Here is a 21,633-nt window from a genome sequence, read left to right on the forward strand (position 1 = left end):
AAGATGTCTGCAGGATTAGTACAAGCAGCTTATATTGTTGCTGCATTATTCTTTATTTTAAGTCTCGCGGGATTATCAAAGCAGGAATCTGCAAGGTCAGGTAACTACTATGGTATCGCGGGTATGGCGATCGCGTTGATCGCGACGATCTTTGGCCCAGATTCTCAAGGATTAGTTTGGATCATCGTTGCTATGGTGATCGGTGGTGGTATCGGTATCCATTTCGCGAAGAAAGTGGAAATGACCGAAATGCCTGAACTTGTTGCGATTCTACACAGCTTTGTGGGTATGGCAGCAGTATTAGTTGGTTACAACAGCTACTTAGATGCGCCACAAGTTGCGACGCACGCAGAGCACGTTATCCATATGGTTGAGGTGTTCTTGGGCGTATTCATCGGTGCGGTTACCTTTACAGGTTCGGTTGTAGCGTTTGGTAAGCTACGCGGCATTATTTCATCGTCACCGCTTAACCTTCCGCACAAACACAAAATGAACTTGGCGGCGATTGTCGTTTCAACACTGCTAATGATCTACTTCGTGAAAGCAGATGGCAGCATGTTTGCTCTGATCGTAATGACCTTGATTGCGTTTGCATTTGGTTACCATCTGGTTGCATCTATCGGCGGTGCAGATATGCCAGTTGTGGTGTCCATGCTTAACTCGTACTCAGGTTGGGCGGCAGCGGCAGCAGGTTTCATGCTAGCGAACGACCTATTGATCGTAACTGGTGCTCTAGTTGGTTCATCAGGTGCAATTCTTTCTTACATCATGTGTAAAGCAATGAACCGTTCATTTGTGAGTGTTATTGCTGGCGGTTTCGGTCAAGAAGTAGTGATTTCTGGCGACGTTGACCACGGCGAGCACCGTGAAGCGTCTGCAGAAGAAGTGGCAGAGATGCTGAAGAACTCTAAATCAGTCATCATCACTCCGGGATACGGCATGGCAGTAGCGCAAGCTCAGTACCCAGTTCACGAGATCACTGAAAAGCTGCGTGCTCAAGGCATCAACGTTCGCTTTGGTATCCACCCGGTTGCGGGTCGCTTACCAGGTCACATGAACGTACTGCTAGCGGAAGCGAAGGTGCCATACGATATCGTGCTTGAAATGGACGAGATCAACGACGACTTCAGTGAAACTGATACGGTATTGGTTATCGGTGCCAATGATACGGTTAACCCAGCGGCGCAAGAAGACCCGAACAGCCCAATTGCAGGCATGCCTGTACTGGAAGTTTGGAACGCGAAAAACGTTATCGTATTCAAGCGCTCAATGAATACAGGTTACGCTGGCGTACAAAACCCATTGTTCTTCAAAGAGAATACCCAAATGCTATTTGGGGACGCGAAGGATAGTGTGGACGCAATATCGAAAGCTCTGTAAACTCATAAAACTAACTTGAAGCCAGCATTTAGCTGGCTTCTTTTTTGTTAAAACATTATTGACACAGATATCACATTATAAATTTATATTTTTGGCATAATGTTTCGACTTTTTACCTAACTCACTGATTTAGCGAATATTTGCATTGATTAAGGCTGCACTTAAATTAGTTTTCGTATGTTTCTCGATGGGAGTGGCTAGCGCACAAGCTAACTCTCTGCCAGAGCGCATCGACACGTTTATGGATTCATTTGATGAATCAGACTCGATCGTGTCTTACGACATCCGAAACTTACAGTCTGACTATCCAACACGTTTGTTGACGCCAGAATCAATGCTACCGCAAACTTCCGTCTACCCATTGCGTGATATTCAGAGGTTATATTCGCTAGCTCAGAGCTGTACTGGGAAATTACCGCTTAGTCCGCTAGTTACCGAACCGCTCGTGTTTACCCGTGCAATGTGTAATGGAAACAAACTAAGCGAGAAATGGTTCGCGAGAAGTGCACTTATCCACCCAGGTGGTGGTACTTATGCTAGTCGCTATGCAGCGGTTCATCCCGATAGAAGTGAGCAGCTGACACAATACATGCACATCAAAGAGCGACCACTGGCGACTGAAAATAGCTTGTTAGGGCGACTGCAACGCATGAACGAAGATACGATTCTCGCGTTGATCGCTGGCTCCAGCATGTTTTTGGAACGGAATGAACTGTGGCTACGACAAAATGATAGCTATCTCGTATATCCTGCGAATGTTTGGTCTAAAAATGTCGATGAAGCCGGACTTCAGTTCACTTTACGGAACGAATCCAACAGTTGTTTTGTCCAACGGGGAAATCTTTGTTGGGACGTAAAAGACAGTTCAGATATTCTGCGCGTGACCATGGTCGCGCTGGTGATTGCCAATATCTTATTGGTGATCGGATGGTCTGCTTATCGCTGGAATACCAAGCGACAAGAGATGAGAAGTCGAATGCTCATCTTACAAATTCTAACGCACGAACTGCGAACGCCAATCGCCAGTTTGTCGTTGACAGTGGAAGGATTCAGAAGAGAATTCGAGAAACTGCCCGAATCAGTATATGATGAGTTCCGTCGTCTATGTGAAGATTCACGTAGATTGCGACAGCTGGCAGAAGCAAGTAAAGATTATTTGCAGTCAGACAGTAAGCCTCTTGCCACAGAATGGGTACCATCGGTGCAAGAGTGGTTGGAGTATAAAGTCGAGGAAGAGTTTTCTAACGACATCGACTTCATTATTAATAACGATATTGCTGCCAAGCTAAATGTTTACTGGCTTGGTACCTGTATCGACAACTTGATACGCAACGCAGTGAAATACGGTGTGGCACCCGTGACGTTAGAAGTTATCACTTCTAAGCAGATGATCACTGTAAAAGTTATTGACCAAGGCCACTTAACAAAGAAAGACTGGCGACAATTACGTAAGCCTTTCGTAAGCAAGAGTGGATTAGGATTAGGTTTAACAATCGTTGAATCGATGGTGACTCGCATGGGCGGTAAAATGTCGCTTATAGGACCACCAACAACGTTTATTTTGGAGATACCTTGTGAAACAGACACTGCTTCTCGTTGAAGATGATAAAAACTTAGCTGATGGCCTATTGGTCAGCCTTGAACAAGCGGGATACGAGTGCTTTCATTCAGAAACTATCGCGGATGTTGCCCAGTATTGGGATAAAGCAGATCTCGTTATTCTAGACCGACAATTGCCAGATGGTGATTCAGTTCAACACCTTCCAGAATGGAAGAAGCTAAAAGACGTTCCTGTTATTTTGCTGACTGCACTTGTTACAGTAAAAGACAAAGTAATGGGCTTAGATGCTGGTGCGAACGACTACTTGACCAAGCCATTTGCAGAAGCAGAGTTGTTTGCTCGTGTTCGTGCACAGTTACGTGCACCAGAAAGCGAACTACAAGACGATTCGAAAGTGAAAACAGAGCACCTTGTGATCGACAAAGCAACACGAGAAGTTTTCTATAAAGAAGAGTCAATTACGCTAACGCGTACTGAATTCGATCTACTGTTGTTCCTTGCAAGCAACCTTGGTCGCGTATTTACTCGTGACGAACTATTGGATCATGTTTGGGGTTACAACCATTTCCCAACAACACGTACTGTTGATACCCACGTATTGCAGTTGCGTCAGAAGCTTCCTGGCTTAGAGATTGAAACTCTACGCGGTGTTGGCTACAAAATGAAAGCGTAATGGTAAAGAAATACGTATTACTAGGTGCACTCGCAATGAGTGCATCTATCTCAGCTCAAGATAGTCCTTGGTTTCAGAGTAATACACCTCTAACGCAAGCACATAAGCATCTTCTCAACAATGACTTGCCGGCGATGTTTTCTTCGCTCGTCGAAGTGTGGCAGTTAGAGAAAAATCAAACTCTCGCTCCTCATCTTAATGAACTTTTTCTTCAGTCTTTACAAGTGGATTGTGGAAAAGGTTTAGATACCAAACCATTGCCCACCTGGCTCGATAGCGTCACTGTTCGTCGAACCGACATCCAAAGCCCAGGCCGAGACTCATATCGCGCGACAATCAAAGTTGAGTCACAGAAAGAGCTGTCTGATGTCACCTTAACCAAATGGGTGTCGCGTTCTATTTCTTCTGATAATACGCTAACTTCAAATGCAATTGGTGACACTGTCACTGAATATACTAAGCGTTATAACCTTAATAGTCGTTTGAAGATGGGATTATATAGAATTGACGTTACCGCGGCGGACCAAACCTCTTGGAGTTCTTGGCTGGTATTGGGCGAACCTCAAGCAAAAGTATCCGTAAGATGGCAGTCCAAAGACAAATGGAAAGTGGAGAGAAATGCTCTGTTAAACCCACACTGTCCATTACCTAAACTCGATACTTCTATTTATGACTACGTCGATGGGAAATACAATCGAGTTTGGAATAGCACTTATGAATCTGACTATCCAAACGTGATCGCTCCCAATACAGTCTCACCTGGACGCTATGTTTTGGCCGTTGCAGTGAACCATGTTCGGTGGCAAGGTCCGATAATTGTTGAGCAATCCCAAATGATTAGCAAAACGTACGACGTTTCTCTAGAGGATTAACTAAATTTATTGGAGAATATGCCGATATAACTAAAAAATAACGCGAACTTGATATCGGCATGAAAAACTCAATTAAATTACTTCCAATCGCGCTGGCAATTACCGCATCGTCAGCAACCGCTGCAAACTACGCAGTTGAAGCCCGTGGTGACGCTATGGGTGGCGTAGGGGTTGTATCAGCAAACTTTCTCACTGCTCCTTTTTACAATCCAGCTCTTACTGCTATTTACCGTCGTAATGATGACATCGGCATGCTCTTGCCAAGTATTGGTGGATCTTACACCGACAATGGCGAACTAATTGACGGCATCGACGATGCGAGTGATTTAATCAAAGGGGCATCATCCGATCCTTCGAAAGCCTCACAGCTTCAAACTACCTTAGATAATATGCGTGGCGACCAATTGAAAGTTGAGTTAGGTGCTGCCGCTGCATTTGCATTGCCAAACCGTTTTGTCGCTGCAAACTTATTTGGTAAAGCGTATACGGAATCATTTGTTAGCCCGGAGATCCCAGATACTGGAGATACCGTAGCAGACGCGAATAACAGCCGAGTTAGAGCCGTATCAGTCGGTGTTGCTGAGGTAGGCTTAGCGCTAGCCAAGTATCAAACCTTCCTTGGCCAACATATTGCGTTTGGTGTATCACCTAAAATCCAGCGTGTATACACCTATGTTTATGAAGCAAGCCTTGAAAGTTACGATATCAAAGACATTCGTGAAAATGACACGGGCGAAACAGTCTTTAACTTAGACGCTGGTTTCGTTTGGTTTTACGGCCCGTTGCGTGCTGGTATCTCTGCGACTAACTTAGTTGGCCGAGACATTGACACTGAATCGTTACCATCAAATCCTTCCAAGACGTACGCTTATGAATTGAGACCATCTTACACGGTTGGTTTTGGTTTAGTCGGTGATTACGCAACACTTAGCGTTGATTATGATCTTAACGAAGCAGAGCGCTACACAGATTTCGATGACAACACACAAATGATTCGAGTTGGTGGTGAAATTGATATTCTGCGTCAGTTGAAACTACGTGCCGGTTGGAAACGCAACCTAGCTTATGATGACCTAGACGATACCTTGACAGCTGGTATTGGTTTGTCACCACTTAACCTGTTCCAGATGGATATCGGTGCCAGTTATACCAACGAAAACTCGATGGGTGCGTACGTTAACTTCTTAACCAGCTATTAGAACTGCGCCTAGCATTCAACTCCGTTTCGTACTATAGTCGGCTCCTAATTTGATTAGGAGCCTTTTTAATGTTTGACGATTTACCAACACTGAGCCACGAAGAGCAGCAAAAAGCTGTCGAGAAAATCCAGCAATTAATGTCTGAAGGGATCAGTACTGCGCAAGCAATAAAAATGGTCGCCGAAGAAATTCGAGCTCAAGCAGCTAGCAAACCAGAGTAGGGTAGCTAACCACAATTTCTTTTCTCCCAGTTTAAAGCGGGCAGTTGTTTTCACAACTGCCCGCTTTTTTGTCTTTTGAGTCTATCCCCAAACTAGTGATTTGCACTTATCTCTATACGCATTATAACCATAATCCGACTAGTCATTAGTAGCAGAATTCACTAATCCGAATACTTGAGAATCAACCAATCTAAGTGTTTCATACGTTTTTGAAAGTTTTATGCAACCCCAAATAAACCACCAACCAAAAGTAAATAAGCCAATATAAACAACAAGTTATAAAAGAACTTTATGCTACAGTAGCTTTTGAGTTATCGCTAGCTGTAACAAAATTACAAACCTGTAACTCATGTCTGCAAGCGCTTACTTTCACCTAGAGTATTATTCTGTGGTGTGGCAGTGTAACAATGAAAGTTGAAACTATTTTTTGTGGCTACATGGTATGAAGCTAACTGATCAAAAGTGTATCTATGAAATGATGGCGGCTGTGGTTGGTAGGAATGACATGGTGACAATGTCACTTAGTAAGTATTCTAAGTGACTTTACTAGATTCGAAATACAACACTTTTGGTAGCTCAGAATCAACGAACCGAAAACGCTGAGCTATCACGATGACTTTGCTTAGCATTGAAAATCTCATCGGCGGTTAACGAAAAGCGGAACGTGGACCGTGCAAATGCACCTTAGCGGTTTCGCCTGGCGCGATACCATCAATGGTATTGAGCTTTGACAGCGTAGGGCTAGGGGAAACAATTAACTTGCTCATGGCTTACCCACAAATCTTGTCGGATAGGGTTTGATTACCCATGATTTTACGGCCTAGTTTGGTGTTGAAGGCTGCCCAAACGACACCGCCACCAACGGCGGTCGCAATGGCAACCATAGGCACATATTTCTTTGCGTATTTCATGCTATCTGTGTCCTTTTCAGGGCTAATGAATCGGACTAGCTTTGTTTAAAAGTACATTGGTTCTCAAGTTTGGGTATTAACGAACGATAGTTCGTGAGTGAGCCGGCGACTGATGCGAACAAAAAGAAACACTTGTGCAGCATCAACTTACGTAGGTCTTTAAAAACTTTAAATCGTAGGATGTCTCGGTCGATCATTGGCATTAGCATCGGTTTCGGTCCTCAAGCTAATGGAAATCCAGTAGGCTAAGAGGACATTTCTAAGTTGCCCAAATCGGACATTGTTAAATTTCTCAATCACTTTCAGTGCGCATTATGTGGTTGGAATTATGTTGAGGGATTGCCTCTGGCCTGAACGATTCGCAAAGGGTGGGCGAATGACGTAGCCCAGCCGGACAAGCGGAGCGCAGTTCGTGCGGATGGGGAGAGAGAATCGCTTTGCAAGTGAAGCCCGTACACATAATTCCCATAATACGCAGATACAAAATTGCAGTCCTGCAATTTCTAGAGAGCTGAACGGATAGAAAAGGGATCGTTTATCGATCCCTTTTCAGCGTTCAGGGAACAGCCCCGCAGGGATAGCGAAGCGTAGACTAGCCAGAACTGGCAACGAATGCCAAGCAGTACGCAACGGCTAATATACAAAGGTCTCAGCACGTAGAGAAGGTCAGTACCAAATCGAGACGAACGCTGGAGTCACTCACTGACGGGACTCAACACGCCACGGAAAAAGCTTCCCCCTGCCAGAATCCAGTCCATGGTTCACCTAAAGCTGAAGCGCACGAAGAAGTTTATCGCTGTGCTATTGAAGAAGAAGTATCGTCCTTGTCCTTTAAAATTGTTGAAGGCAGGAATATTATGTGTAGATATCTGTTGATGACTGCAGATATGGAAAAGCCCCAAGGGCATGGGGCTTGTTGCTTAGGGTTTTTATCGCATGAACGGTTCAAGCACTTGTAGCAATGCTACAACTGAATTAAGCAACTCGATTACAAGTTGTATATTCATAGCAGTCTCCTTTTAGTTAAGTTGATTGTCTCAAAGACCTCAGGTCGCGCTGAGGTCTTCCTTTCTTTAATCCCAACATATCAGTTAGGTCTACTTTTCCTAAATTACCGTTGAGTTGAGATTGTTACCTACGTTAACCCATCTCCCTGAGAACCCTTGCCTACTTAATATCCTTTTTTAGCGGCGTTCGAAAATAGGGTTGCTTTTAACGACTAAACCATAAGATAAAACAAAATCGCCAGAGGGCAATCGGGTAAGGCGTTCCCAGCTCCACAGCTTGCAGATTAATTAAACCTCTTATCCGTTTGGAGGGGTAATGCTGAGCATTCTAGATTCAAAATCTAGAAGTCATTTCCGTTCGGCAATAAAAAAGCGCACCGAACGGATGCTCGATGCGCTGATTTGGTCAGAAAGCCGCATGCTCTAATAGCGGCTTATGTTGTCATTTTGATTTATCGACTTGTCTTTTGGGCTAAAGACTCTTGTATCTCGTTGTTTTGTCTTTCTGCTTCATGAGACATTTTTTGAACTATTTTGTTTGCATCTTCGGAGAGTGTTTTTGCAGCGATTTCTAACTCTTCAGCTTCAAGCTTGCTTTTTACGTTAGCAATTTTATGTTCTATCTCTTCGAATCTTTCGTTGATTACTTTATTAGTTTCAGCATTAAGTTGTTTCATCATGAACTCAAGAACGCTACCCATACCAGATATAGCTTTAGCGGGTTCATCATCTTCTTCTCCATAAGCTAAATAATTTAATGATGTCTTAGTGACTTTAGCGATGGCAACAACGTCTTTAAATTTGGGTTCTGTTTTTCCAGCAGCACTGCGTACAAGGGTGCTTTGGCTAATCCCCGTTTCTTCACTGACTTTGTTGTAACCGCCATTTAAAATCTCATCGGCGGTTAACGAAAAGCGAATGCGTGAGGCACTGGCCGCAATATCGTAGTTGGCTTTGATGCTGATTTCTTCATAGCGTGGAGCATTGTGCAAACGTACCTTAGCGGTTTCGCCTGGCGCGATGCCATCAATGGTATTGAGCTTTGACAGAGTAGGGCGAGGGGAAACAATTAACTTGCTCATGGCTTACCCCCAAATTTTGTCGGATAGGGTCTGGTTGCCCATGATTTTACGGCCTAGTTTGGTGTTGAATGCTGCCCACACGACACCGCCACCAACGGCGGTCGCAATGGCAACCATAGGCACATATTTCTTTGCGTATTTCATGCTATCTGTGTCCTTTTCAGGGCTAATGAATCGGACTACAGGCTACAAAATGCCACTCGATGGCTGTCAATTACCCAATCAGGAAGTCATGAAAAATCGTCTTGAGCACAAAGAAAATCGTTAGGAAATGATAAGAAAAAGGCCGCGAGTGCGACCGTTACTTGGAGTATAGTATTGCGTTGCGAATCACTCTTAAACAGATTGTTATATTTCTATTCGTAGATAGTAACAATTTTCTCTTGAAACGCTTCGGGGATTAAAAAACCTTCCGCTGAAATATGCTCTAGTGCTGCATATGGTTTTCCACCATGCCCTCTAGGCATTCCTAGTTCTTCTTCGATGTCGTTATTTAACACTACGGTTGAGCCAAACTCTGAGTCTATGACATTTTCAATAGCTTGAGAGTCACGATTTGAAACATCAAGCGCTTGTTGATTTTTTCCTGCTTGATGGTCTCGATCGTACACCGCAACATAGGGGATACTAAATTTATTCAATAAGCGACAGTACATTGGAATATTGTTTTTAGACCCACAATCAATGACCGATAAGTCATGTTTAAACACCCCTAGTGACTGTGCTAAATACGGAATTACAGTCTTTTCAGTAGCTCCTTCAGCCAGAATTACTTTTTTGGCGAAAAACAATTCACTGCGGTCGGGATTAATCCAATAGCTTAAATTGAAATCTTTTTTGTCATCCCCAATATATAAGTCATCTGTACATTGAAACGCCTTTGTTCCCTCTTGAGGTGACGCTTTTTTCACAATACAAATAGATTTATACTTAGCTAAGTCAATTAATGCACTAGAATGTGTGCAAAGAACGATCTGCGCACCTGATTCTGATAAAGCGACAAGTGAGTCTAATAGTGCTCTCTGAGCCTGTGGGTGTAGATATAATTCTGGTTCTTCTAATATAAAAAACATTGACTGTGATGAAGAGCTTGAGGATGCCTCCGAGGTATTTTGCTGTTCACGCAGTTTATCAGCTAAAGTTTTTATTAGAGCAAAACTCAGCGCACGTTGTAGTCCATTTCCTTTCCTCGTGATGTCTGTTCTGAAGCCATCATTAATCCATACTTTTGTATTTGAACGGAATACATCATCAACATTTGGAACTTCAACTTCCAGCTCTACATTCGCACCCCAATCAAGCAAATGCTGATTAAGCTGACTTTCAAAACTCGTAAGCTCGACTGGTCTAGCAGTGTTCTCGTTACCTTCGTCGTCCTCTTTGTTTAATAACTTAAAAAGAGCCGACATTCGCTCTTTAGCCTCATCCCAATCAGAATTACTAGTAGAAAGCTCCGAGATCACACGACCGTAAAGCTTGCTAAACAAACTATTATCTTTATTTGAGTAGTCATCCGATGCAACTTTAACAGCAGGAATATGAAACACATCGCCAAAACTTCCTTTAGCAACGTTTTTTGCACCTAAAAAGTTTGTACTCTCAAGCTCATAAACAAACTCAATACTCGAAGCATTTTGTACAATATAGCTTGACTGAGCTTCAGTTATTATTGCTTTTGTTAGACGACCTGATTCCGGTAATAGAGAGGCAAACACTGTCGCTTCTGCAATCGCTCTGTTGGTGTAAGAGCCAGCATTGGACTCTTTTAAAGAGTCATCTACTGGTGACTGAGTATAACCTTGATAAATCACAGCACCAGTGGATTTAGACGCAGTGCGTCTTACTTTTATTGTACCCTCAGCAGTTACATATTTAGTAAATGTAGAACGCTCATTCTCACCAAGAGCTTCAAAGATAACTTCAACATAAAGCTCATCTTGCCCATCATTGAAGTCTAATTCCTGTGGTTTAATCTCACCAAAGAAAAACATTATTGCATTCAATACATTAGATTTTCCATGGTTGTTCTGTCCAATAAGAATCATTAGATCTTGGAAAGAAATAGACAACTCTTTTATCGAGCGCCAGTTTTTAATTTTTATCGATTTTATTTTCATTATTAACACCTAGCTTGAAAGAAATATAACGCCCGCTTAAGGGGCAGACAACGCTACTACTAACTTTCCGCATAACACCGTAATCACAAAAGCCAACGCATAGTGAAAATGCCACGCGTTAGCTGTCCCTCTTGAAGCGTTTGTTAGGTTTATTTTTTCGCACCAGTCACAGCTGTTAAATACGCATTGTGCTGATACTTGTTTAGCTCACTAGGCATATCTGCGTCATTCTTTTTTTGGTATGAAGAAATCGCTTGAGAAGAAATTAATATTACATCTTCGACATCTGAATCTTGAATAATAGCTTCCATCTTAAAGGTATCAGCACCTCCAGCAAAATCTCCTTTTTTATTACGTTTTTTAATATAAATTTTACTTACGTCGTTAGTATCAAAAAACTCATTTATTTCTTTTTTAAACTCTTTGATGCATTCTCTGTTTTCACTGTCTTTTAATGAAATTTTCTTTTTATCAACTGCTTTGACTGCAAAACTATCATCGCCTTTATTTTCTAAAACAGTGAATATTGCTTCATGTCCCTTTAACTCAATACCGCATATTTTACTCATTTGAACATCCTATTTATTACGTTACTTAGACAACTCAACCCTGACCTTTTCTAAATGATCCGCTGCAACTTTAAGTACTCCATCCGCGCACTCTTTGCATATGTTAATTCTACCTGGATCATCGTATGCAAAGTGCTTTTCTCCTGCGAGAATCTTGTGTGAGGAGTTCGCATGGCACTTCCTTTCTGCCTTTGCTTCTTCTACACGAAAGTCCTTTACAATATTTCTAACTGCTGGCATATATCACTCCTGTTTTTGCCGTAAACCTAACGCGCGTTAAGGAATCGCTCTTAAACGCTTTGTTAGCCGTAATTTGGGAACACTTTTTGTTTAAGCTTCCGCAACAATCGAGAATAAGATATTACTTGAACATTCGGATGCATCCGATTCCAAGCTGCTTTAAATTCTCTAACCATTTCTGCTTCGGACTCTTCTTCCGTGCCTATCAGAATAATACCTCTAGGCTCACGAAAACCTTTAAGACCTAGTTCATCACGCAAATATGCTTGAGATTTTGATGCAATATCGATGTAGCTAATTAATTGACAGATTCCCTTGTTAGAATCTGCAGAAAGATAGACTCTTTTACCTTTGTGAACAAAAGCGTTTTGGCGAGGGCCTTTTAACTCGAGAATAAACCACTGCACACCATCACTATTTGCGCCAGAAATGACGTAATCTGGAATCATTCCGCCTTTTGCGTCACCCGCAGAAGGGCGTAGCTCTAGTTTAGGGTATATCCAAGTTGCGTGGTGTCCTGTCGAAAACAAAAATGCGGTTAAAGCTAATACTTCCGGATTGCGGGCAAAATACTTTTCAACTTCAGTTTCACTAACCTTACCATTTACTAATGATTCAAACTCAAAGTACTGCTCTTCCGTAACGTCATGCTGCGATACATAATGTTCTTTTTTAGGCCAATGTTCAGGCCAATCTTCAAAAATGGATTCAACGCTTGCTGGTCTTATTTTTATCATCCAAATCTCCGTTACGGCTAACGCCGCATTAAGGCGTGAGCAACGCAATACACAACGGCTACCGCATTGCGCCTTAAACACAAAATTCTACGCAAACCAAAAATGCCACGCGTTGTGAATCGCGCTTAAATGCTTTGTTATACGCCCAACGCTGAAGCTATGATTTTAAGCCAAGCCCCACTTTGTAAGCACGAATTTTTATGTGTATTGATGCACTTTTGTGAGACTAAGACATGCAGCGATTTTTGATTGAAGCGCACTTGAAACACACAACACCAAAGAAAACAGCACTTCAGCAAGCACGTAAGCTTTTGGGCAGACTACTTGATAGGGCTGAGTTTCAACAAACACTACCGCGTCGAATTTGAGCCTGAAGGCTTCGGGGACATTACCTGATAATTTAACGAAAGCACAAGAAAATACAAAGCGATGAACCACAAGAAAAGGTGACTTTGATACAAGGAATAATCAGCAAAACTCACTCTGCGTATAACGCTAACTAATCCACATTAAGCAACTTATTTTACATAGAATGATGTAGCTTTTTACTTTTATATGCAATTAAAACTCAAAGGATTAGGGCACAACTTTGTGAGTTAATCGACTTTGTGTTTCATAACTATAGAGGCCACAAATGCGGCCTTGTGTTGTTATCGTCTTGGCGTTCGTAGCCGTCCTCGTTTGACGCTACCCATTTCATCGGAGTAGAAGTACTCGAGCGGCTTAAGCGTTTTGATTTGTTCGACGGTCAGATCAATCTCGTTCGAGATGTACTTGGCATCGAGAGAGGTCTTTTGTTTGCCACACCAAACGCGGTTGGATTGGGAGAGTACAGTTTTTGGTACTTGTTGCGGCCGCTGGTAAACGCTGTGAAGGATAAAGTCAAACTTTCGGCCTAAGACACACAGTTTATTGAGCGCGCCCTCGGCTTTGCCGCTACCGAGTTCACACACGGCCATTTCCTCGAGAACGACATGCAGAAGTCGGCCACCATCGCCCAATGTCCAAGCGAACGCACAAAAGGCCATTAGGTTTCTTTTGGTGGCTTCGATAGTAAGTGCAATACGAAAGCTGGCGCGTTTGCGCCTGGCTTTCATGGCCGCAATCATAAATGAACGCAAGTCATAGTAGCGGTGGACTTTTAGCCCCGATAGCGTGTGATAGTCCTCGGCAGGGTCAAATAAAAGTACCTGGCTTGCTCGAGGGATTAACCCCATTTGCAATACCGCTTGAGACTTACCGCCGCCAGTGGTCGCAATATAGGACGTGTGCAAACCTTTTAGGGCATTGTTGGGGTTAATCGGCTCTCTCATTACGCGCCCTCAGTATTGACCATTTGGTGCATTTGATTGATTTGCTCCTGCAGCGCGGCCAGCTGCTCTTGGCCAGCCTGGATTTGGCCGATTAACGTCTCGACCTTATCTTGCACGCAGCTCGGTCGCTTGCAACATCGAGGCTTTCCACAGTCCACCGATAGCCGCGAGTGCAACCGGTGCTTTCCCGTGACGCAGTACCGACTGAGGTAACACAAGACCGTATTCGTCTAGCGCAGGCGCAATGTCTCGAACCGCGCTGTTAATCTCGCCCTGGTCGAACTTAAACTTCGGGTGCGCGGCCATTTGAAAGCCACGTTCCCAAATGCTTAAGAACATTTCCGCGGTTTGTTCTGCCGCGTCGTCGGCTTGTTCAGGCGTAGCGGATTCGCTTCCAGGTTCGCCAGTTTCTTCCGTGGCCACTGGTGCGAGCTCATCGAGGAGCGCCAACTCGTCGCTAGTAAATTCCGTGGTCGGTTCGGTTGTCTCGAGTAGTGTTTCGTCCATTGGGGTTATCCTTTGATTTTTACGTAAGCGACACGGCCACCAATCGCAGCTGTGACTAATAGGCCAAGACCAAGCAGCCACTTGGCCACTCGCGGAGTGGTTCGCGGTTCGATCCCTGGTTCTTCGGTAGTTTCATTGGGCTTGGCGTCGACCGTTTCAGCCGTGGCCGGGAGTCGGGGACTAGTCCGCGGATCAGTCCCTGGCGGCTCGTTGATTTCACTGACTTCGACCGCATCCACAATCGGTGACTCGATCACCAGTGTGTCGCCTGGTTCGGTCCGTGAATCGTTCCCTGAAAGCGCAGCCAAAACTGACGCGGGTAATTGGTCAAGATCAGGGACTAACGCGGCCTTTAATCGCGCTTGGTATTCGGCCGCTTTGCTCACGGATGTGCCGCACTTGGGACAGTTGCTGTATAACCCTTGACGGTCGTCACCGCGAAAGTGGTGCAGGGTGGTGACGCTGTCACACGCACACACCATATAACCGGCGATGGGATTTTTACTCTTGATGCCTGGATGAGTACTAGGTAGTTGTGCCATCGGATGACTCCTTAACTAACTGCTTGAGTAGGACAAGCTGGATTGAACTGATTTCGAACGCCTTGTCTAAACCTTTCTCGATCAGTTCGGTTTTCTTCTTCGGTGAAAGCAGTGCACTGGTTTCACTGGCCGCTTTGCGTATCTCGCCCATTTCCTTATGCAGCTCGATAGCCTTGTTGATGAATTTCTCTTTATCCATGGTGGTCTCGTGGTGAGTCGTTCTGCAGAGAGCTCGCGATTAGTAAATCGGATCGTTGGCCGCGTCGACAGAACGGAGGTGCGTTAAGGTTTGGGTATGAACGGCCGACAGTTCACCGGTGAGTTGGCCACCAATGCGAACAAAACTAAACACTTGAGGTAATGGGAGGGGTTGCGAGACAACCGGAAGATAGAGCGCGAGTTTGGTGCGTTCTTGTTGTAACCGACAGTGGATTTTTAGAATAGCCATACCTTGTTCCTTAACGGACGTTATAGAAACAAGTCGAAAGCGTTTACGAAGTCATCAGTGTGAAAGTATACAGTAGTTGCAATAACCATTAAAATACTATGGCTTTAAATCTCGCCATTCACCTTGCTAGGCCATCGCGCAGCGATAAAACGGCCACTGTCCATACCGCCATTGAGAAAGCCGATCGATTGTATTGGAGTGCTGCGTTTCGGGGCCCATTAAATCGCTCGAGTGAACTATCCTTAACGCCATAAGCCGGAGGGCGATTTAATGGGAGGTATCACTTGTCCACAGCATGTGGACGTTCTACCTTTCTTTTTCACTTCTTAAGTAGGAAGAAAAGGTAATGCGCTATTTTTCCCGTTGGATTCAATAACTAAACAAACTCCGTATGCAGTAATAAAAATAACTCGATGAGAGATAGCGGATCGCTAGGGTAATTTTCTGAATAATGGGAGAATTTCAGTGGGGAAAACCGCCTTGTTGATGGGTCATCGCACAAGAAATGGCCAGCGAAACGATAGGGCGATCGCGTGAGCTCCGGAGCTAACCGGATAGACAGGAGATTACGCGGAGAACCCGCAGGATTTGAGCCTGGTATTGACCATGCGGTCGAGCTCGATGTCGGATAGTAACAGATGTTCACCGCGCTTTATCATGCGGTCTAGGATGATTTTAACGGCTCTCGAGCGATTCGATATCTTGGAAATCGTCTTCTTAAAACACCCCTCTGAAATCGCCGCTATACGTCTTTCTATTGTCTTTTCCCACAAGTAGTTACGCACGGTTAAAAGACGCTCATGTAAGCGCCAGCCGCTCTCAGCGTAGGCTTTCTCATCGGCATCTCTGAACGCTTTCTCGAGCTTCTTACCCGCCACGGGGCCAGCGAGATAACAGAAATCGTCCTCAACCTTATAGACCTGGTTGTATGGTAGGCCATGTCCATCATAGACCAGTCCCGCTTTTTTATCGGTGGCCACTTTATCGCCAGGGAAAGCAGGGGAGATAATACCCATTTTTACTGCCAGCTCGAGCAAACGTGACACTGTCGACTGACTTATGCCAATATCTTTAGCGATTTGGCCTTGCGTCCCGTTACGCGAAAAGGTACGGGTTTCCAGGCTCACGTTCGCTGTGATCCAAAGACACAATTGCGTGAAATTGTCGCGGCGGTTTCGACGTTTAAACGTGTCGATACCGTGGTTTTTGTATAGACGTTGAACAAAGGAAGGTTTAGAGAGCGCGCCGTGCTTCATAATGGCGCGGAATACGTCGGATTTCCCCTTAACTAAGTAAGCTTTGCCACCGTTCTTAACGCTTTCACGCGCAAAGTAGTTGTATTTGGTGACGAGTTGGAGGTAATCCGGTTTGCTCATGATTCGCATAACCTCATGTATTCACGGATGAATAAGATTAGGCTCACGAATACGCATACAAGCATATGGTAAGTGATGGGCTTTACTGGATAATGCACAGCGACTTCAACCACCTTAAAAAAGGTGGATGCTAGTAAATAGATAGCCACAAGGCTGATGAACTTTTTAACGCGCTGGCTATTCATAAGGACTACGCCGCTTTAGTTTCCGCTTCAAGCTGATCGAGGCCGCTATGGACGGTTAAAAACCATTGTTCGATCCTGTCGCTTGAAAGCCAGTAATAGCAGGAATCAAACTCAGTTTTAGCGCGTGTCTGGTCGAACGCATTGTTTACAAACCAGTACACGTCGACGCTGATTTCGCCCAGTTCGTGCGAACGGACAGCAAAGACGACATTGTGTGGCGTGTTTAAGTTGATTTCGCAGATGCGGCTAAACAGTTTTTGAGCAAGAGATTGAAGTAACAAGCGTTTTTCTGGTGTGTCTTGGCGAGAATCGGTACTTAGGCTTTGAGTAATATTCTGCATGGTGATGATCCTTAATGATGCTCTTGGTCATTGGTTAAGCTTTAGGAAACATCTCAAGAGCCCCACGATAAGAGTTTCGAACCTCAAATCGTGGGGGGTGTTCATCATAAGGGATACATGAACGTAGTGATGTTTCGCAAAGTCTCACGACTTGACAGAGTTCAATCTTCGCCGGCGTTAGTCAGCAAGTCTTGAACGGATCAGATTAAAGATCATTTACTTATCGGTGTCTATATGGTCTAGACAGCACGGTTTTGTCATATACTTCGATTAGGAGGTAAAAAGATGATTACAACTTTAGATTTGTTAAATCGATTATGTGTTGAAAAACAGATATATAGCACGCGAGAAGTAGCTAAATACCTCGGTATCGGTCATGCAACAGTGGCTAACTGGAGAAATGGTAAGACGATGAGTGACGATCTAGCGTGTGAAATAGCAGTTATTTTGGGTTTAGACCCTGATTTAACGTTGCTGGCTATCATGGCTGAACGTTCCAAAAATGGTCGTGTTGTAGAGGCCATTGAACGAATTACCAATCAAAAAAAATCAGCTTGATTTTAAGGGTAAAAAGTAAAGGTAACTGATTGAATAAGCTGGATAAGTTACCTTTCTTTTTTACCTCTTTCAGTGCGCATTATGTACGTTATGTTAAATGATATTCGTTAATTAATAGAGCACATCGGTGCTCTATTCTATTGTTTGGTAAGTGCTGCGTTTATATGGCAATTCATTCAACATAAAGATTTACCATAAAATACCTAATAATCAGTTTGATAATCAGAGATTAACAAACCAATTGTTAGGTTTAGCCACCTGCTAGTTTAACTGTGAAGCCTTTTTTCTCTAGGTGCGCTTTGATTTTCTCACGTGCGTCGCCTTGAATCTCAATGGTTCCGTCTTTAACTGAACCACCGCAGCCACAAACTTTCTTCAATTCTGCCGCCATGAGTTTTAGCGGTGCGTCATCAAGATCCAAACCAGTGACTATGCAAACACCTTTACCTTTGCGGCCTTTAGTTTGACGTTGAATACGTACAATGCCGTCGCCTTTAGGACGCTGTTGCTTTTCTTCTTCTGGTTTAATGCGACCCACATCGGTCGAATATACAAGAGTCATATTAAATTACTTCTTTATTTGCTGTTGTTCAGCTTTCTGCTTCGCGACTAAGTATGCCTCGATATGCTTTTGGATCGCAAGCTTGCCGCCCTTAATCAACTTGCCGTTAAACATACAATACCAACCGTTAGCTTCACCGGTATCGTTCTTTATCGTAAAGCCGTTAAAGGTTTCTTGAGATGCCTTTGAAGCTTGTTGCCTTGATGCTTCTAAGGCACTAAACTCCTTTGGGTCAATCAACGTCGCAGTATCACAAAACCAATCGATACTCTTCTTAACGGCTGCCAGACTACCTGACAACACGTGTCTTTTTATTTGCACCTGCCAGACATCCGTCGAATTTCCAGCCGTTTTGAGGGTAAAACCTCTATAAGAAGCAGCAGCCATAATCGTCATTCTATTGGTATTATTTCTTTTAATAATAATTGTATCTAACTCATTATCAAGTATATTTGTACTCAATAAAGTTGTTATAGTGCACTAAAATGCAAAAAAAGATACGTCTGATAACCAGTGAAGTCGAAAAGAGTCAATATGTGAATCAATTTTCGAAGGAGATATCTGTCGAACAAATGGATGTTCTTACTGATGGACAGTATTCACGAAACTCTTTGTTGGCAATGACAAAAGATTGGAATTTATTTGTTGAATTCTGTCAGAAGAAATCCGTACGCCCTCTTCCTGCTGCTGCGACAGCGATGCGTTTGTTTATAGAAAAAGAGTCCGCATCAAGAAAGTATGCAACCATCAAACGTTACGCGGTCACTATTGGTTTAATTCATCGTATACTGCAATTACTCGACCCTAGTGCAAGCTCTTCGGTCAAGATTGCAATATCGAAACTTAGGTTGGATAAAGCGGGAGATGCGAAGGCAACAGACGCTTTTGAAAAAGTACACCTTGAGCAATTAACTAAACTACTTTCTGGTTCTGAACACCCGCGAGATATACGTAACTTAGCCATTTATCACCTTATGTTTGAATGTCTTCTCAAACGCGGTGAACTCCGCGATTTAACCGATGACAATCTATTGTTCTCTTCTGAAGGTATTCAAGTCATGTTGGGTAACCAAACCTATCCACTGTCTGAAACTGCCGAGCTATGTTTGCGCAAATGGCTTGCACTTCGAAACCCAAACAGCTCCGTACTATTTAATGCGATTAGTAAACACGGCAACATCGATGATCGCCGACTTGATGATTCTTCAATTTATCGAATTTTACGTCACGCTAGCGATAAGCTTGGCTTAGATTTGAAGTTTTCTGGTCAATCACTGCGTGTAGGTGCGGCAAAAGAATTGGCCAAACGAGGAAGTCGAGTGAAGGATATACAGCAGCAAGGTCGTTGGCTAAGCGCTGCAATGCCCTATTACTATGTTGGTAACAAGGCACAAGCCAGCGCTGAACGTATGGTGTTTAAACGATTTAAACCCTGGAGTTAAAGCGAGTTTCGTACACAATCGGCTAAGAACTCAGAGAACTTATGTCCATTGTGCTCAAGCATTTTCGGGAACATTGAAATTGGCGTCATTCCCGGGAAGGTATTTACTTCGTTCAGGTAGATCTTTCCATCAGGCGTCAGGAAGAAATCGATACGAGACAAATGACGCAAACGCATTTGAGTAAAGACTTTTTCCGAACTTGCACGAATCATCTCTTGCTGCTCTTCCGTCAGGTTCGTTGCTTCGACATCCGTTGTTGAATGGCTGGCTTCGCTGTATTTTTCTTCGTACGTGTAGAATGCGTCTTCAGGGGCTTTTATCTCACCAGGCTTAGTAATGAACAGCTCGCCATTCAGTTGGTATGCTGCCACCTCAAGTTCACGAGGTTTTACCGCCTGTTCAACCAGCACTTGGTCTGAATATCTGAATGCATCATCGAGCGCTTTTTGAAGCAGCGCTTCTTCAGATACCTTATAACAACCTACCGAAGAACCTTGTCGCGCCGCTTTAACAAATACCGTGCCCCATTGTTCAAGCGCTTGCTTGCTACTTTCGAATGACTGCTGGTTGTTTTCTGATAGAAAAATATAAGGCGTGTTTGGGATGCCTAATGCGTCATACCAAAGTTTTGAAGTGATTTTGTTAAAGCTGTTGGTGCTCGCTTCTGGACCACAGCCCAGATAAGGAATACCAGACAGTTCCAGCATCGATTGGATATCACCCGTTTCACCTGGGTAGCCGTGAATACAAGGTACAACAAAATCCAATTTGATCGACTCTTGTTCTGTGTTCAATGTACCACTGTTGGTATCTAGGTAGACAAGTTTACCTTCATTGGTATACCAGCCGTCTTTCTCCATAGTCACTCTAACCACACTAAACTCTGGAGTCAGCTCGAGTTGTTGTTGAAGAAAATTAGCAGAAATCAGTGACACTTCGTGCTCAGCTGAGCCGCCACCACAAAGTAGTAAGATTGTCGTATTAGTCATTAAAGATCTTTCCGTGATACAACAGGTGCATTGGTGCGGTTATGATAATAGAAAGCAACGAAAGTTACACGGGTTTAGCGTGTTTACTCGTACAGGATCCTAATTAACCGGCCAATAAACAGACACTAAAAAGGGGCAAGCGCCCCTTTTTAGTTAATTAAGTTTGTTTAATGATGGGTAGTCAGAGTTTTTGATCGTATCGATGCTCTTAACAAATGGCTTCAAAGATTGGAAATCCTGTGGAAGTGAGCCAATTGCTGCTTTCGCATCTGCAGGCGTTGCGTAATCACCGTAAAGAACTGTGTACCACTTAGTACCGTTTACGACTTTGTAGTTTTCCCAAATTGGCTGTTCGTTTTGAGGAAGTTTACGTGCAAACTGCTCTACTTTAGCTTGTGAACCAACGGCAACGACTTGAATCGTGTAACCGAAGCGCGCGCTTGCCGATTTCTGTTTTTCTGTTGGAGGCGTGATTGCAACCGTCGGTTTCTTGCTAGGTGTCATCTTCACGACCTGTTTTTCAGGTTTTGGTGACATCTTAACGACTGTAGGCTGGACGTTGGTTTCAGTAATACCTTCCGAAACACCCTCTTGAGTAACAACAGGCTCAACAACTTTAGGTGCTTGGTAATCTTCGCGATAACTCTCAGAGCTAACATCTGTTACGTAATCACTTGAAACACAAGCGCTCAACAGGGCAGATAAGCCAACAATTGCTATTTTTTTCATGAAATCTTCGAATGCCTTAACTAGAAATTACTGTAAATCATGCCGTTAGACACGAGCAGAATCAACCCACCA

At 43.7% G+C, this 21,633-nt stretch carries 26 protein-coding genes; 8 read left to right on the forward strand and 18 right to left on the reverse strand.

Annotated elements, in window-relative coordinates:
• Positions 1-3 precede the first annotated feature (3 nt).
• From pntB to AKJ31_RS22415, 6 genes are all read left to right on the forward strand, one after another.
• A complete protein-coding gene (pntB, locus tag AKJ31_RS03240; RefSeq protein ID WP_053407637.1) occupies positions 4-1,380 on the forward strand; it encodes a Re/Si-specific NAD(P)(+) transhydrogenase subunit beta in 1,377 nt (458 codons plus the stop codon).
• A gap of 187 nt (positions 1,381-1,567) precedes the next feature.
• Positions 1,568-2,980 (forward strand): sensor histidine kinase VxrA, encoded by a 1,413-nt coding sequence (gene vxrA, locus AKJ31_RS03245; RefSeq protein WP_157052301.1) that lies wholly within the window; start codon positions 1,568-1,570, stop codon positions 2,978-2,980.
• Positions 2,955-3,614: a response regulator transcription factor VxrB gene (gene vxrB / locus AKJ31_RS03250; RefSeq protein WP_053407639.1), complete on the forward strand. Its 660-nt coding sequence runs from the start codon at positions 2,955-2,957 to the stop codon at positions 3,612-3,614. Before vxrA ends, vxrB begins: the two co-directional genes overlap by 26 nt.
• Entirely contained in the window at positions 3,614-4,486 is an 873-nt protein-coding gene (locus AKJ31_RS03255) for a DUF2861 family protein (protein WP_053407640.1), read from the forward strand. The genes vxrB and AKJ31_RS03255 overlap by 1 nt, the downstream gene beginning before the upstream one ends.
• Before the next feature lie 59 nt (positions 4,487-4,545).
• A complete protein-coding gene (locus AKJ31_RS03260) occupies positions 4,546-5,685 on the forward strand; it encodes a conjugal transfer protein TraF (protein ID WP_053407641.1) in 1,140 nt (379 codons plus the stop codon).
• Between the two features lie 68 nt (positions 5,686-5,753).
• Positions 5,754-5,906, forward strand: coding sequence for a YoaH family protein (locus AKJ31_RS22415; protein ID WP_072161207.1), 153 nt, complete (start codon positions 5,754-5,756; stop codon positions 5,904-5,906).
• 770 nt (positions 5,907-6,676) lie between these two features.
• Here the strand turns inward: AKJ31_RS22415 and AKJ31_RS22935 are convergent.
• From AKJ31_RS22935 to AKJ31_RS03320, 14 genes are all read right to left on the reverse strand, one after another.
• Positions 6,677-6,817, reverse strand: a complete 141-nt coding sequence (locus tag AKJ31_RS22935; protein ID WP_157052302.1) for a hypothetical protein — start codon at positions 6,815-6,817, stop codon at positions 6,677-6,679.
• Positions 6,818-8,276: 1,459 nt separating this feature from the next.
• Positions 8,277-8,906: a helix-turn-helix domain-containing protein gene (locus AKJ31_RS03265; RefSeq protein ID WP_053407642.1), complete on the reverse strand. Its 630-nt coding sequence runs from the start codon at positions 8,904-8,906 to the stop codon at positions 8,277-8,279.
• 3 nt (positions 8,907-8,909) lie between these two features.
• Entirely contained in the window at positions 8,910-9,050 is a 141-nt protein-coding gene (locus AKJ31_RS22940; protein WP_157052303.1) for a hypothetical protein, read from the reverse strand.
• Between the two features lie 212 nt (positions 9,051-9,262).
• The gene (locus AKJ31_RS03270; RefSeq protein ID WP_053407643.1) at positions 9,263-11,023 is read right to left on the reverse strand and encodes an ATP-dependent nuclease; all 1,761 of its coding nucleotides are present in this window, start codon (positions 11,021-11,023) and stop codon (positions 9,263-9,265) included.
• 149 nt (positions 11,024-11,172) lie between these two features.
• A complete protein-coding gene (locus AKJ31_RS03275) occupies positions 11,173-11,592 on the reverse strand; it encodes a DUF3010 family protein (protein ID WP_053407644.1) in 420 nt (139 codons plus the stop codon).
• Between the two features lie 21 nt (positions 11,593-11,613).
• On the reverse strand, positions 11,614-11,832 hold the full coding sequence (locus tag AKJ31_RS03280) for a hypothetical protein (RefSeq protein ID WP_053407645.1): 219 nt from the start codon (positions 11,830-11,832) through the stop codon (positions 11,614-11,616).
• A 62-nt stretch (positions 11,833-11,894) separates the two neighbouring features.
• Positions 11,895-12,569, reverse strand: coding sequence for a Shedu anti-phage system protein SduA domain-containing protein (locus AKJ31_RS03285; RefSeq protein WP_053407646.1), 675 nt, complete (start codon positions 12,567-12,569; stop codon positions 11,895-11,897).
• Positions 12,570-13,219: 650 nt separating this feature from the next.
• On the reverse strand, positions 13,220-13,882 hold the full coding sequence (locus tag AKJ31_RS03290; protein ID WP_053407647.1) for an ATP-binding protein: 663 nt from the start codon (positions 13,880-13,882) through the stop codon (positions 13,220-13,222).
• Positions 13,883-13,987: 105 nt separating this feature from the next.
• Positions 13,988-14,389: a hypothetical protein gene (locus AKJ31_RS03295; protein ID WP_053407648.1), complete on the reverse strand. Its 402-nt coding sequence runs from the start codon at positions 14,387-14,389 to the stop codon at positions 13,988-13,990.
• A 5-nt stretch (positions 14,390-14,394) separates the two neighbouring features.
• Entirely contained in the window at positions 14,395-14,931 is a 537-nt protein-coding gene (locus AKJ31_RS03300) for a hypothetical protein (protein ID WP_053407649.1), read from the reverse strand.
• A complete protein-coding gene (locus tag AKJ31_RS03305; protein WP_053407650.1) occupies positions 14,915-15,130 on the reverse strand; it encodes a hypothetical protein in 216 nt (71 codons plus the stop codon). Before AKJ31_RS03305 ends, AKJ31_RS03300 begins: the two co-directional genes overlap by 17 nt.
• 39 nt (positions 15,131-15,169) lie before the next feature.
• Positions 15,170-15,379, reverse strand: coding sequence for a hypothetical protein (locus AKJ31_RS03310; protein ID WP_053407651.1), 210 nt, complete (start codon positions 15,377-15,379; stop codon positions 15,170-15,172).
• A 566-nt stretch (positions 15,380-15,945) separates the two neighbouring features.
• Entirely contained in the window at positions 15,946-16,755 is an 810-nt protein-coding gene (locus AKJ31_RS03315) for a hypothetical protein (RefSeq protein WP_053407652.1), read from the reverse strand.
• A 190-nt stretch (positions 16,756-16,945) separates the two neighbouring features.
• Positions 16,946-17,281 (reverse strand): hypothetical protein, encoded by a 336-nt coding sequence (locus AKJ31_RS03320; protein ID WP_053407653.1) that lies wholly within the window; start codon positions 17,279-17,281, stop codon positions 16,946-16,948.
• 285 nt (positions 17,282-17,566) lie between these two features.
• Between AKJ31_RS03320 and AKJ31_RS03325 the strand changes: the two genes are divergently transcribed.
• Entirely contained in the window at positions 17,567-17,839 is a 273-nt protein-coding gene (locus AKJ31_RS03325) for a helix-turn-helix domain-containing protein (protein WP_053407654.1), read from the forward strand.
• Between the two features lie 250 nt (positions 17,840-18,089).
• On the opposite strand, the gene yciH is transcribed toward AKJ31_RS03325, so the two are convergent.
• Together yciH and AKJ31_RS03335 are read right to left on the reverse strand one after the other, a co-directional pair.
• Positions 18,090-18,401 carry a stress response translation initiation inhibitor YciH gene (yciH, locus tag AKJ31_RS03330; RefSeq protein WP_053407655.1) on the reverse strand — a complete coding sequence of 104 codons (312 nt, stop codon included), beginning with the start codon at positions 18,399-18,401 and terminating at the stop codon, positions 18,090-18,092.
• A gap of 6 nt (positions 18,402-18,407) precedes the next feature.
• Positions 18,408-18,788 carry a DUF3319 domain-containing protein gene (locus tag AKJ31_RS03335; RefSeq protein WP_053407656.1) on the reverse strand — a complete coding sequence of 127 codons (381 nt, stop codon included), beginning with the start codon at positions 18,786-18,788 and terminating at the stop codon, positions 18,408-18,410.
• Between the two features lie 149 nt (positions 18,789-18,937).
• Between AKJ31_RS03335 and AKJ31_RS03340 the strand changes: the two genes are divergently transcribed.
• Positions 18,938-19,843, forward strand: a complete 906-nt coding sequence (locus tag AKJ31_RS03340; RefSeq protein ID WP_342665526.1) for a tyrosine-type recombinase/integrase — start codon at positions 18,938-18,940, stop codon at positions 19,841-19,843.
• Here AKJ31_RS03340 and AKJ31_RS03345 read toward each other — a convergent pair.
• Positions 19,840-20,832, reverse strand: coding sequence for a D-alanine--D-alanine ligase (locus tag AKJ31_RS03345; RefSeq protein ID WP_053407658.1), 993 nt, complete (start codon positions 20,830-20,832; stop codon positions 19,840-19,842). The two genes, AKJ31_RS03340 and AKJ31_RS03345, sit on opposite strands and share 4 nt — an antisense overlap.
• A 153-nt stretch (positions 20,833-20,985) precedes the next feature.
• Positions 20,986-21,561: an SPOR domain-containing protein gene (locus AKJ31_RS03350; protein ID WP_053407659.1), complete on the reverse strand. Its 576-nt coding sequence runs from the start codon at positions 21,559-21,561 to the stop codon at positions 20,986-20,988.
• Positions 21,562-21,633 lie beyond the last annotated feature (72 nt).

It is taken from the genome of Vibrio hepatarius (assembly GCF_001274785.1).
GTDB lineage: Bacteria > Pseudomonadota > Gammaproteobacteria > Enterobacterales > Vibrionaceae > Vibrio > Vibrio hepatarius.